Here is a 12,059-nt window from a genome sequence, read left to right on the forward strand (position 1 = left end):
CCTAAGAGCGTTGTCTGCAACGCAGCCAGCTTGGCCACGATTGTGGTGGAGTGGAATGTTTTGTAAACCAAAGTCTTCAATTTGCAGGCATTGAGCGTACTAGTCTTCGCATGAAAACGAGACTGCCGCTTTGCGTGTTGATTGACTAATTTGAACGATACGACCGTTACTGGAATTTTACTGGCGCAGGCTGGTCAGTGGGTTTGGCAATAATTGTCTTGAGTTCTGCACTCATGGGGAATTTGAGATTCAAGCCGTTAGGGGGGATAGGCTGAGTAAACCATTTATCGTAAATGGTGTTTATTTCGCCCGAGACGAAAAGAGATTTGATCGAATCATCAACGACTTTTTTGAGACCCGGATCGCCTCGACGCATCGTACAGCCGTAGATTTCATTGGATTGCGGCGTTCCTGTGACCACCCAATCCTCTGGTTTTTTTGCTTTGGCCATCTCGCCTGCCAGCAAAGCGTCATCTTGCATAAAAGCGACGGCACGACCGGATTCGAGCATTTGGTAAGACTCGCCAATGTCCTTGGCAGAGATGACGTTCATACTCATCTTTTTCTCTGCGTTCATTACCTTGAGCATCCGCTCGGCAGTGCTGCCAGCAGTTGTCACGACGTTCTTACCGGCAAGATGTTCAAAGTCCTTGTAAACAGAATCTTTCCTGACCAGCAGTCGGGTGCTGGCTTCGAAGATGCCGACCGAAAACTCGACCTGCTGTGCCCTCTCCGCGGTATTGGTAGTAGAACCGCATTCCAGGTCTACAGTGCCGTTTTGCACAAGCGGGATTCGCGTTTGTGACGTCACCAGGTTGTACCGTACGTTCAGTTCGGGCATCTCAAGTTCTCGCTTGATAGCGTCGACAATTTTCAATTGAATGTCATGAGAGTAGCCAACCGGCTTACCGGAAGGGTCGGCGATGTAGGAGAACGGAATTGACGAGTCTCGATGGCCCAGGGTGATGGTCCCCGAGTTTTTTATTTTTTTAAGCGTACCGGTAAGTTCGGCAGCCATCAGCGGAGTGAGGGTCAACGCAGCAGTTAGAGTAACGCCCAGGATAGCAGGATAGTTAGGCATCAAAAACTCCTCATATAGTTAAAGCGAGAATTTCGGTTCGCCCTTCTTTGGGTTAGCGGAAGGCCTCGCAGGACATTGCTACTCGTTTTCTGTTAGTGACGGTCCAGCCAGACGGTCTGCGCATTGCAGAATTCGCGCACACCAAAATTTGAAAGCTCACGACCGAATCCGCTTTTTTTCACACCGCCGAAGGTGACGCGAGGGTCGGTTGCACAGTAGCCATTGATGAACACGCCACCGGTTTCCAGCTTGCCGGCCATATGCTGGGCGAGTTCAACATTCCCTGTGTAAATAGTTGAAGCGAGACCAAATTCACTGTCATTTGCCAGTTCGAGTGCATGGTCCGCATCGCGCGCGGTGATGATCGAAGCTACAGGGCCAAACAGCTCCTGTTTGAACGAGGTCATTTGGTCGGTGACATTTGCGAAGATCGTGGGCTCGTAAAAATTGCCGAAGCCTTCAGCCTTCTTCCCTCCCATCAACAACGTCGCGCCTTCTTCCAGCGTGTTGCGAACCTGTAGATCCAGTTCGTCACGCAGATCAAAGCGCGCCATCGGGCCAATGTACGTCTCGGGGGACAGCGGATCGCCGACAATCAGTTGGCGTGTAGCTTCGACGAACTTATGCGTGAATTCCTCTACAACCCCTTGCTCGACAATTAGGCGTTTGGCCGCAGCGCAGACCTGTCCGGTATTTTGATATCGGCCGATCACAGCGGCTTTCACTGCGTCGTCGAGGTTTGCATCATTGAGCACAATGAACGGATCTGAGCCGCCCAACTCCAGCACGCATTTCTTCAGTGCTGCACCAGCTTGTGCGCCGATTGCTATTCCAGCTCTAACGCTGCCGGTGAGGGTGACCGCGGCGATGCGTGAATCCGCGATTGCCTTGGAAACGCCGTCCGGCGTGACATTGATGACCTCAAATGCACCTTCGGGAAAGCCGGCTTGCTTGAAAGCTTCCAGAAGTAAATAAGCGCAGCCCATAACATTCGGTGCGTGTTTGAGTACGTAAGTATTACCGGCGATCAGCGCTGGAATGGCACCACGCAGCACTTGCCAAATCGGGAAATTCCACGGCATCACCGCGAGAATTGGACCTAGTGGACGATACTCTATGCGTGCCTTGCCACCTTCAACTAAGGTCGGCTCGGCAGTCAGCATGGCCGGGCCGTGTTCGGCGTACCACTCACAGAGCAGCGCGCATTTCTCGATTTCACCGCGCGCCTGAGTGATTGGCTTGCCCATCTCCATAGTGATCTTGTTCGCGATTACTGCTGCGTTACCGCGCAAGGTCTGGGCCAGGGTGATCAACAGTTGCGAACGTTGTGCAGCGGGCACGTTGCGCCAGATTTGGAACCCGGCCGCGGCACGCGACAGTACGGCTTGCAGTGCCGAATCGGATTCAAAAGGGTAGTAGGCTATCTGCTCACCGTTGGCAGGGTTAATCGATATGGCGTGTGTGAGGCTGGATACGTTTGTCATGACACCGTCCTGCATAGTGGGAGGGATGCATAGCATCGAAGCAAAAGCGTCGGCGTTGAGTCAGGTCGCGCGAGCCATGATGGATTGCGCGCGACCAATGACCGGAGCATCGACCATTTGCCCATCCAGCACGAAAACGCCATCACCTGAACGGGCAGCTTCGATAATGCGTTGCGCCCAGTGCAATTCTTCTAGGCTGGGTTTTAACGCCTGATGAATGATCGCGACTTGGATTGGATGGATACACAGCGCTCCACCAAAGCCCATGTCGCGAGCAAATTGCACCGCCCCTAGCAGCCCTGCGGTGTCTTGGATCGATGGAAACACCCCGTCCAGCGCTGGTGCGAGTCCGGCAATTCGAGTCGCGAGTAATACGGCATAGCGAGCATGGCTAAGAATTTCCTCAGCGGCAGGACTGCCTGTAGTCAGGTTCAGGTCCAGGCTCAGATCGAGACTACCGAATGACAAACGCTCAACGGCTTGAGCATTAGCAATCTCGTTAATTGCAGCCAAGCCTTTGGCGCTCTCGATGATTGGCCAGATCGGTTTTTCGGTACCAGCAGCAGTGGTTACCTGTGCCGCACTTTCTGCTTTGGGCAACAGAATCCCGATCACGCCGGCGTGGCGCCGGCAAAGATCCAGATCCGCCAAATGCGCCCAGTGGTCCGGGGCATTCACACGGACCAGAATCCGTGCATCCGATGTTTCGCTCAGGAAAGACTCAAGATTGTCCCTAGCCTGCTCCTTGAGGTTTTCTTGTACTGCATCTTCCAAGTCAACGATGACCCGGTCCGCGCCGGTGGCTATAGCTTTTAGGATGCGCTCTGGTCGAGTGGCCGGCACAAAAAGGGCGGAGCGAACAATTGATTTGCTCATGGCGTTGCTCCATTACTGAACTCAATCTCTCCGACCTGTGCTGTGCCGTCTTGATTGCCAGCCCAGACCTGCGCCTTGCCGTTTTCGATCACACGTCCGCCCACCTCGAAAGGTTGAGGCGAAATCAGCGGTCTCACTCCGCGGAAGGTGAAACGCTCCAGGCGCGCAGTTGGATGCGCTTTGGTAAAGGCATGCAAGTTCAACGTGGCGATCAATGGACCATGTACCACCAGCCCCGGATAACCTTCGGTCTCTGTCACATACGGCCAGTCATAGTGAATACGATGACCATTGAAAGTTACTGCGGAATAGCGGAACAGCAGGGTTGGGGTAGGCTCGATACGTTCCTGCCATTGGCCTTCAGGTAGCGTTTCGGTACCGTTCAGTTTGGGTGGGGTAGGTTCACGGTAAACAATGTCCTGTTCATCTTGCAGGGCGCGTTTGCCGTCCTGGAAAAACTCATGGCGTACCGTGACGAACAGTAAAGAACCCGTGCGACCGTGCTTCTCCTCGACGTTGAGGATGGTCGATACACAGGTTACTTCTGCCTCCACCTTTAACGGCTGGTAAAACTCAATTCGGCTGCCAGCCCACATACGATTGCGGTTATGGGCCGGCGGCAAAAAGCCCCCAAGCGCTGGATGGCCATCTGGTCCCAGTTCGCTGGCGCCCACCGGCTCCTGAAAAAATGCCCAGTGCCACAGGGGGGGCAGCGGCTCACCAGATTTTGGTGCCGGCTCGCCCAATGTCGCGGCAATGCGTCTGACCAGAGTGAAACTGATCCGGTCCTGGCTTTCCTGACGTCGTCCAATCCAGGCGGAAAAATCGGAACTGCTCATGTTAGTTGCTCCAATTGGTCAGTGATCAGGCCAGGGCGGCCATTTCTGGAATTGCTTCAAAAAGATCCGCCACCAGGCCGTAATCGGCCACCTGGAAAATCGGCGCTTCTTCGTCCTTGTTGATCGCGACGATCACCCTGGAGTCTTTCATGCCGGCCAGGTGCTGAATCGCGCCGGAGATACCGACGGCGATGTACAGCTGTGGAGCAACGATCTTGCCGGTCTGACCGACCTGCATGTCGTTGGGTACGAAACCTGCGTCGACTGCGGCGCGGGAAGCACCAACAGCAGCGCCCAGCTTGTCGGCCAGGGCGTACAGGTGTTTGAAGTTGTCGCCGTTCTGCATGCCGCGACCGCCGGAAACGACGATTTTGGCAGCGGTCAGTTCCGGACGATCGGACTTGGCCAGTTCTTCGCCAACGAAGCTGGAGGTACCAGCGTCGTGAGCAGCAGCAACCGCTTCAACGGCAGCCGAACCGCCTTCAGCAGCAACCGGGTCGAAACCGGTGGCACGCACGGTGATCACCTTGACCGCAGCGTTCGATTGAACGGTAGCGATGGCGTTACCGGCATAGATCGGGCGCTTGAAGGTGTCAGCGCTTTCAACCGAGATGATCTCGGAGATCTGGTCAACGTCCAGCTGAGCGGCAAGGCGCGGCAGGATGTTTTTTCCATTGGAGGTGGCGGAGGCAAGGACATGGCTGTAAATCGTTCGCTGCTCGATCACCAGGCTGGCGACTAAGGGGGTGACATTTTCGGGAAGCAAATTGGTGTATGCAGCGTTGTCGGCCAATAACACTTTCGCCACGCCAGCGATTTTTGCCGCGGCTTCAGCCACGGGCCCCACGAATGCGCCAGCCACCAGCACGTGGATGTCACCACCGATTTTTGCGGCGGCAGCTACGGTGTTCAGCGTGGCCGGGGCCAGCACTTTGTTGTCGTGCTGGTCATTTGAATAGTCAGCAATAACCAAGATCGCCATTTAGATTACCTTCGCTTCGTTTTTCAGTTTCTCGACCAGTTCAGCCACCGACTTGACCTTGATACCCGCGCTGCGTGCAGCTGGCGCTTCGACTTTCACGGTCTTGTTGGTGGAGGCGGTGGAAACGCCCAAAGCGTCCGGAGTCAGCACTTCGAGAGGCTTCTTCTTGGCTTTCATGATGTTTGGCAGAGACGCGTAGCGCGGCTCGTTCAAACGCAGGTCGGTGGTGACGATGGCCGGCAGTTTCAGGGAAACCGTCTGCGCGCCGCCGTCGACTTCGCGGGTCACAGCAACGCTGTCGCCGCTGATTTCGACTTTGGACGCGAACGTGCCCTGACCGTAGCCGCTCAGTGCAGCCAACATCTGGCCGGTCTGGTTGTTGTCGCTGTCGATGGCTTGTTTGCCAAGGATCACCAGCTGAGGCTGTTCCTTGTCGACAACGGCTTTCAACAGTTTGGCAACGGCCAGGGAGGTCAGGTCTTCGGCAGACTCGACGAGGATGGCGCGATCGGCACCCAGAGCCAGCGCGGTGCGCAGTTGCTCTTGAGCGGTGGACGGGCCGACGGAGACGACGACGATTTCAGTCGCAACACCTTTCTCTTTCAGGCGTACGGCTTCTTCCACGGCGATCTCGCAGAACGGGTTCATCGACATCTTGACGTTGGCAAGATCGACGCCGGAATTGTCCGCCTTGACGCGAACCTTGACGTTGTAATCGACCACGCGTTTCACAGCTACCAGGATTTTCATTGGGCAGTGTTCTCTCGAAAACTTTGATCGTTGCAGGCAGGCTTTTTGTTTTCAGATCAAGGCTAAATCGCCCCGGCTGCGCGCATTTGTTCAATACGGTCTACACCCAGCCCCAGTTCCCTGAGCACATGTTCGGTATGCTGGCCGAGGCCCGGTACGGCATCCATACGCGGCTCGAACGCGCTGTTACTGCCGGGAGGTATCAAGCTCGGGACGGTGCCGGCAGAGGTTTCGACTTCCCGCCAGCGATCTCGTGCCTGAAGTTGCGGATGGTCCCAAACACCTTGCATGTCGTTGACCCGAGCATTGGCAATTTGTGCGTGCTCTAACCGATCAAACACGGCATCGAAATTGAGTGTGGAGAACGATTCAACGATGAGTGCTCGCAGCACTTGACGGTTCTCGACGCGCTTAAAGTTGGCAGAGAAACGTTCGTCTTTCGCCAGTTCAGGAGTAAGCAATACCTTGTCGCAAAACAGCTGCCACTCTCGTTCGTTCTGCAACCCCAGCATTACTGTGGTGCCGTCACCGATGGGGAAGGGACCATAGGGGTAGATCGTGGCGTGCGCGGCGCCGGCGCGAGGGGGAGGTGTAGCGCCATCGTAGGCGTAGTACATCGGGTAGTTCATCCACTCGACCAGGCTTTCCAGCATCGACACATCGAGGTGACTACCTTCGCCAGTGCGTCCACGCAACAGCAAGGCAGATAGAATTCCTGTGTAGGCGTACATGCCGGCCGCGATGTCAGCAATCGAACAACCAGCCTTGGCCATTTCTTCCTCACCCGGTCCGCCGGTGACCGATAGGAATCCGCCTTCGCTCTGGATCAACAGGTCATAGGCTTTTTTCTTTTCATAAGGGCCGCCTGCGCCATAGCCTGAAATGTCACAAACGATCAGGCGCGGAAACCGCTGACGCAAAGCCTCAAATGAAAGTCCCATTCGTGCTGCTGCACCCGGCGCCAGGTTCTGCACCAGGACATCGGCAGTGGCCAGCAAACTGTCCAGCACCTCTGTGGCCGAATCTTGTTTCAGATCGAGGGTCAGGCTTTCTTTCGAGCGATTGGTCCAGACGAAGTGCGAGGCGAGGCCGTTGACGCGTTGGTCGTAACCTCTGGCGAAGTCCCCCGTACCTGGGCGTTCGACCTTGATCACACGTGCGCCGAGGTCGGCCAGTTGTCGGGTGCAGAAGGGCGCTGCAATGGCATGTTCAAGGCTGACGACGGTAATGCCATCGAGCGGACGGAGGCCTTTGGGTTGGCTCATGATTATTATCTCTCTTGTCATGGCTCCCCAGCCGCGCCCGCTTAAGCCGACGCACTGGGTTTTACGCTGATCCTTTAAAAGGAGCGCGGCAGTTCGAGCAGGTGTTCGGCAACGTACGACAGGATCAGGTTGGTGGAGATGGGAGCAACCTGATACAGACGGGTTTCACGGAATTTGCGCTCAACGTCGTACTCGCAGGCAAAACCAAAACCGCCGTGTGTCTGCAAGCATGCATTGGCGGCTTCCCAGGAGGCTTTCGCCGCCAAGTACTTAGCCATATTGGCACTGGCCCCAGCGTTGATACCGCTGTCGTATTCTTCGCATGCACGCCAGCGCATCAGGTCAGCCGCTTCGATTTCTATGTGTGCTTCAGCGATAGGGAACTGAACGCCCTGGTTCTGCCCGATAGGGCGACCAAACACGACGCGATCACGAGCATAGGCGCTAGCTTTTTCGATAAACCAGCGACCGTCGCCAATGCATTCGGCTGCGATCAGTGTGCGCTCGGCGTTCAGTCCGTCCAGGATGTACCTGAAGCCTTTGCCTTCCTCGCCGATAAGGCTCTCAACAGGGATTTCCAGATTATCGAAGAACAACTCGTTGGTTTCGTGGTTGACCATGTTGGCGATAGGTTGCACGGTCAGGCCGTTACCGATGGCTTCACGTAGGTCCACGAGGAAGATCGACATGCCTTCCGACTTCTTCTTCACCTCGGCCAGCGGTGTGGTACGCGCCAGCAGGATCATCAGGTCGGAATGCTGGATTCGCGAGATCCACACCTTTTGCCCGTTGATCACGTACTTGTCGCCGCGTTTGATCGCGGTGGTCTTGATCTTGGTGGTGTCCGTGCCGGTGGTGGGCTCGGTCACGCCCATCGATTGCAGGCGCAATTCGCCATTGGCCAGTTTCGGCAGGTAGTAGCTTTTCTGTGCCTCGCTGCCGTGACGCAGCAGGGTGAACATGTTGTACATTTGGCCGTGAACGGTGCCGGAGTTGCCGCCGCAGCAGTTCACTTCTTCAAGGATTACCGAGGCTTCGGCCAGCCCGAGGCCGGAGCCGCCATATTCGACAGGGATCATTGCCGCCAGCCACCCTGCGTCGGTCAGGGCCTTGACGAAGGTTTCCGGAAAGCCTTTTTCTTCGTCGACTTTGCGCCAGTAGGCTGCGTCGAATTCAGCGCACAGGGCGCGTACGCCTTCGCGGATGGCATTGAGTTCTTCAGAGTTGCGGTCGGTCATTATTATTCTCCTCAACGCGTCACGCATGGCCTCAGCCCTGCGTGACCCGGTCCGGGTAGGGTGCAATCAGATCGGGTTGAAACCCAGCGCAGCACGAAAGCGATTCTTGACGTAGTGACCATCGCGCGGTGGCAGCACGCGTGGCGGGTTTTCTGCTTTGATCTTGATCGTTGCGAGCTTGACGCCGTCGCGGGTGGCGAAGCGTTCGCGCAGGTTGTGTACCCCTTCCATGTCGCGAATTTCGTCGGTCCAGCTGAAGCCGCAGGTCTTGGCCACCTGGTCCAGGGAAATACCGAAACCGGCGTGGCTGACTTGCATGCCGGTTTCGCCAAAGTGGCCATTGTCCAGTACGGCAATGGTCAGGTTGGCAGGCTTTTGCAGTGCTACCGTGGCCAGCGCGCCGAAGCCCATGAGCAACTCGCCGTCACCGGTGACCACCACCACCGACTTGTTTGGCTGCGCATTCGCCAGGCCCAGGCCCACAGTGATTGCGCTGCCCATGGCGGCCCAGAGGTAATAATTCAGATCGTTGTCACCGGCGGCCATGACGTCATAGGACGCTGAACCCAGGCCGGTCACGACCAGCACGTCTTTGCGGTCGGCCAGCAAGGTCTTGACCACTTCGCGGCGGCACAGGGTGTGGTTTGCGCTTACTTGACCCATTTCTTTTCTCCAATCAGGCGCTGACCGAGCAGCAGGGCAGTGGCGGAATCACCGTTGAAGGCCATGGTCGCGGCACCGTGCAGCAGCGGAGCGACGTCTTCCGGGACGTCCGCGCGCCAAGTCATGACCTTCATCAGGTTCAGGGAGGCTTCGGTGGCCTGGCCCATTGGGTTTTGCCATGCGTTGAACTCGGCCCAGTCACCGCGCATGGTGACCACCATCAACAGGGGAAAGCCGGCACAGATCTGGAGCGCGAGGGTGTTGATGCAGTTACCAACGCCGCTGGACTGCATCAAGAGCGCGCCGCGCTCTCCGCCAAGCCATGCGCCGGCGAGGTAGCCGATGCCTTCTTCTTCGGTGGTGAGGACAACGGACTTGATGTCCGGATCGGCATACGACATACGGATGGCCGCGGAATGGCCTGCATCCGGTACAAAGACCACGTGTTTGACGTTGTGGGCCTTGAGCACGCGGAAGACGTCCTCCTGCCAATCCTGTCCCACGGTTTGTTCAGCTTCTGTTGACATACCAATCTCCCAAGCAGTGCTGCTTTTGTGTTTTCACACATTCTGGGAGTGTTGGAACCGAACTACGACTACCGTTTTTGTCTTTGAGATATACCCATTTTGTATAGCTTGACGATGTATGCCTGACGGAACAGTCAGCACTGATAACGACCAATCAGGATGCAAAAGTAAAAAAACCCTCACGTCGCACTGTCGTGGGCAGGCGGTGAGGGCAAAGGGAAGGGTGGTAAGGCGACGATCAGAACTTGCGTTGTAGGGTGTGATAGCCCAGCACTGTCCTGGCTTCCTTGAGGGATTTGCCTTCAGCGATCAAGGTGCGAATGTGTGATTCCACCTCTTCGATCGAGCGGGCACAGGCGGCCACTTCATGGGCGCGTTCCCGTGGCACGATCACCACGCCGTTGGCATCGGCGACCACGATGTCTCTGGCACACACGCGGGCCTGGCCGATGGACACCGGCTGATTGACCGATTCGACTTCGACACGATCCTTCCCGGTACGCATGAAACGGCCTTTGCTGAACAATGGATAGCCGTCACCGAGTGCCTTACTGACGTCCCGGCAAACACCATCGATAACGGTTGCCGCAATCCGTTTGCTCCCGGCATATTGGGTCATGATGTCACCCCATACGGTGCAATCGGTGCGCCCGTCGTTGTCGATCACCACCACGTCGCCTTCTGCCACATCATCAATGAAATCGCCGACTGTGCCCGGTGGGCAACTGGCGGTGACATAGCGAACGGTGAAGGCGGGCCCGACCACCACTTGCCGATAGTTGTCCAAGGGCATGACGCCCAGGCACTGGCCAGGCAGGCCCAGTTTATCCAAGGCGTCGGACACACCTGGCGTATCCAGGCCTTCAAACAGGGCAACCAATTCTTTGTCTTGGGGGGACATGTGTAACACCTCACAGCGATGACAGAATCGTTGAGACAGAAGTCGCTCACATGAGCGGCTCCGCTTCTTTCGCAATGCACTTCAAGCCGGGATGTTTAATCTCGGACGAGGCTCGGAAATGGTCAGCAAGATGATGAAGCTGATAAATGAGCCAACCGCCAGCCAGGCGAACACATAGTTCCAGCCATAGTTGTCCAGCAGCAGCCCTGTGATGAAAGGCGTCGCCGCCGCGCCCAACTGACCGATCATGTTCACGATGGCGTTAGAGATGGGGAACGTTTTTTTGGTGGTCAGACCCATCGGGTAAACCATGTAAGAAGAGAAGCCCAGGCTCAGCACCACGCCGGTCAACATCAGCAATAAGCCGTAGGGCAAGGGTTCGGCGGGCGAATTGATCAGCAAGTACATCATCAGCGATGTGCCGAGCGCGGACAGCAGCATGCCGGGTTTACGCCGTCCACCCATCAGTCGATCCGAGCAGAAACCACCCAGCAGATTGCCGAGCACGGCGCCCACCCAAGGCGCAGCCGACACCAATCCCATGTTCATGATCGAAAATTGTTTAACTGTCATCAGGTAGGTAGGAATCCAGGCCAGCAGCACACTCGACACGCCCAACTGGAAGCAATAGCTGGTTGCGCAGCCCCAGATATTCCAGGACTTGAACACCTGCCGATTGGTCTCCAAAGGCGCTTCATGGCGAGCACGTATGACTCGATCGAGTTTACCCACCCAGGCTGGAGTTTTCCGGGGGCGGTGTTGCTCAGTGGCTTCAGTGCTACCGGTTTCTTCGACGATATAGCTCAGCTCAGCCGCGTTGACGAAACGGCTTTTTGAGGGGTGGTCCGTGACTAGGAAATACCAGACCACGGCCAGTACGATGCCGGGCACGGCAAAGAAGTAGAAGATCTCTCGCCAGCCCCAGACAGAAATGATCACTGCACACAGCGGGGGCACAATTACCGGCCCGAACTTCACGGCGGACAGAAAGATCCCAGAGGCCGTGCCTTTTTCCCGCGCTGGAAACCAGTTGTTGATGGTAGTGGTCATGCTGATCGGCAGTGGGCCTTCGGCGACGCCCAAGCCTAGGCGATAGAGTTTAAGTGCTAGCAATGAACTGGCTGTACCCACCAGGCCTGTTAGAAGAGAGGTCAACACCATCGCGCCGGGCAGAATCCGGCTGACCCCAAAACGGCCGAAGGCGAAGCCTGACGGGATCTGTGCCAAGGCATAGGCCAGCAGAAACAGACTCATCAGGCCGCCAGCCTCGGCATTACTCATTTCGAATTCTTTCCGAATAAACGGAAGCGCTACACCCAGGTTGGCCCGGTCGGCGGCGGCGATGGTGTAAATCAGAAAAATCAGGGCGGCGACTACCCAGCGGTAATTGCTGCGCACAGCAGGTTTTATGACTTCAGGCATGGACATTGGGCGGACCTTATTTTTCTGGTGG

Annotated in this window: 12 protein-coding genes; all 12 read right to left on the reverse strand. The window is 56.4% G+C overall.

The genetic code is table 11. The features are described 5' to 3' along the window. Positions 1–166: 166 nt before the first annotated feature. The gene (locus ACA054_RS15215) at positions 167–1,081 is read right to left on the reverse strand and encodes a transporter substrate-binding domain-containing protein (protein WP_497690129.1); all 915 of its coding nucleotides are present in this window, start codon (positions 1,079–1,081) and stop codon (positions 167–169) included. Between the two features lie 92 nt (positions 1,082–1,173). Beyond that, on the reverse strand, positions 1,174–2,565 hold the full coding sequence (locus ACA054_RS15220) for an aldehyde dehydrogenase family protein (protein ID WP_497690130.1): 1,392 nt from the start codon (positions 2,563–2,565) through the stop codon (positions 1,174–1,176). A gap of 60 nt (positions 2,566–2,625) precedes the next feature. After that, complete coding sequence (locus ACA054_RS15225; RefSeq protein WP_497690131.1) at positions 2,626–3,441, reverse strand: HpcH/HpaI aldolase/citrate lyase family protein; 816 nt, start codon at positions 3,439–3,441, stop codon at positions 2,626–2,628. Next, positions 3,438–4,280 carry an HTD2 family dehydratase gene (locus ACA054_RS15230; protein ID WP_497690132.1) on the reverse strand — a complete coding sequence of 281 codons (843 nt, stop codon included), beginning with the start codon at positions 4,278–4,280 and terminating at the stop codon, positions 3,438–3,440. Before ACA054_RS15230 ends, ACA054_RS15225 begins: the two co-directional genes overlap by 4 nt. 25 nt (positions 4,281–4,305) lie before the next feature. Next, a complete protein-coding gene (locus tag ACA054_RS15235) occupies positions 4,306–5,262 on the reverse strand; it encodes an electron transfer flavoprotein subunit alpha/FixB family protein (RefSeq protein ID WP_497690133.1) in 957 nt (318 codons plus the stop codon). Beyond that, the gene (locus ACA054_RS15240; RefSeq protein WP_497690134.1) at positions 5,263–6,012 is read right to left on the reverse strand and encodes an electron transfer flavoprotein subunit beta/FixA family protein; all 750 of its coding nucleotides are present in this window, start codon (positions 6,010–6,012) and stop codon (positions 5,263–5,265) included. It lies immediately after the preceding gene. 62 nt (positions 6,013–6,074) lie between these two features. Then, positions 6,075–7,277, reverse strand: coding sequence for a CaiB/BaiF CoA transferase family protein (locus tag ACA054_RS15245; RefSeq protein WP_497690135.1), 1,203 nt, complete (start codon positions 7,275–7,277; stop codon positions 6,075–6,077). A gap of 74 nt (positions 7,278–7,351) precedes the next feature. Then, the gene (locus tag ACA054_RS15250) at positions 7,352–8,515 is read right to left on the reverse strand and encodes an acyl-CoA dehydrogenase family protein (protein WP_497690136.1); all 1,164 of its coding nucleotides are present in this window, start codon (positions 8,513–8,515) and stop codon (positions 7,352–7,354) included. Positions 8,516–8,581: 66 nt separating this feature from the next. Further along, positions 8,582–9,178, reverse strand: coding sequence for a thiamine pyrophosphate-dependent enzyme (locus ACA054_RS15255; RefSeq protein WP_497690137.1), 597 nt, complete (start codon positions 9,176–9,178; stop codon positions 8,582–8,584). Continuing rightward, positions 9,166–9,705, reverse strand: a complete 540-nt coding sequence (locus ACA054_RS15260; RefSeq protein WP_497690138.1) for a thiamine pyrophosphate-binding protein — start codon at positions 9,703–9,705, stop codon at positions 9,166–9,168. The genes ACA054_RS15255 and ACA054_RS15260 overlap by 13 nt, the downstream gene beginning before the upstream one ends. Before the next feature lie 238 nt (positions 9,706–9,943). Beyond that, positions 9,944–10,606: an RraA family protein gene (locus ACA054_RS15265; RefSeq protein WP_497690139.1), complete on the reverse strand. Its 663-nt coding sequence runs from the start codon at positions 10,604–10,606 to the stop codon at positions 9,944–9,946. Between the two features lie 81 nt (positions 10,607–10,687). Next, positions 10,688–12,034, reverse strand: a complete 1,347-nt coding sequence (locus ACA054_RS15270) for an MFS transporter (RefSeq protein WP_497690140.1) — start codon at positions 12,032–12,034, stop codon at positions 10,688–10,690. Between the last annotated feature and the right edge of the window lie 25 nt (positions 12,035–12,059).

The organism is Pseudomonas sp. LBUM1653, assembly GCF_059716115.1.

What these genes read in the sequence shown, in the direction of transcription:
- ACA054_RS15215 (WP_497690129.1), bottom strand. Translation starts at nt 1,081, where the DNA reads ATGCCTAACTATCCTGCTATCCTGGGCGTTACTCTAACTGCTGCGTTG.
- ACA054_RS15220 (WP_497690130.1), bottom strand. Translation starts at nt 2,565, where the DNA reads ATGACAAACGTATCCAGCCTCACACACGCCATATCGATTAACCCTGCC.
- ACA054_RS15225 (WP_497690131.1), bottom strand. Translation starts at nt 3,441, where the DNA reads ATGAGCAAATCAATTGTTCGCTCCGCCCTTTTTGTGCCGGCCACTCGA.
- ACA054_RS15230 (WP_497690132.1), bottom strand. Translation starts at nt 4,280, where the DNA reads ATGAGCAGTTCCGATTTTTCCGCCTGGATTGGACGACGTCAGGAAAGC.
- ACA054_RS15235 (WP_497690133.1), bottom strand. Translation starts at nt 5,262, where the DNA reads ATGGCGATCTTGGTTATTGCTGACTATTCAAATGACCAGCACGACAAC.
- ACA054_RS15240 (WP_497690134.1), bottom strand. Translation starts at nt 6,012, where the DNA reads ATGAAAATCCTGGTAGCTGTGAAACGCGTGGTCGATTACAACGTCAAG.
- ACA054_RS15245 (WP_497690135.1), bottom strand. Translation starts at nt 7,277, where the DNA reads ATGAGCCAACCCAAAGGCCTCCGTCCGCTCGATGGCATTACCGTCGTC.
- ACA054_RS15250 (WP_497690136.1), bottom strand. Translation starts at nt 8,515, where the DNA reads ATGACCGACCGCAACTCTGAAGAACTCAATGCCATCCGCGAAGGCGTA.
- ACA054_RS15255 (WP_497690137.1), bottom strand. Translation starts at nt 9,178, where the DNA reads ATGGGTCAAGTAAGCGCAAACCACACCCTGTGCCGCCGCGAAGTGGTC.
- ACA054_RS15260 (WP_497690138.1), bottom strand. Translation starts at nt 9,705, where the DNA reads ATGTCAACAGAAGCTGAACAAACCGTGGGACAGGATTGGCAGGAGGAC.
- ACA054_RS15265 (WP_497690139.1), bottom strand. Translation starts at nt 10,606, where the DNA reads ATGTCCCCCCAAGACAAAGAATTGGTTGCCCTGTTTGAAGGCCTGGAT.
- ACA054_RS15270 (WP_497690140.1), bottom strand. Translation starts at nt 12,034, where the DNA reads ATGTCCATGCCTGAAGTCATAAAACCTGCTGTGCGCAGCAATTACCGC.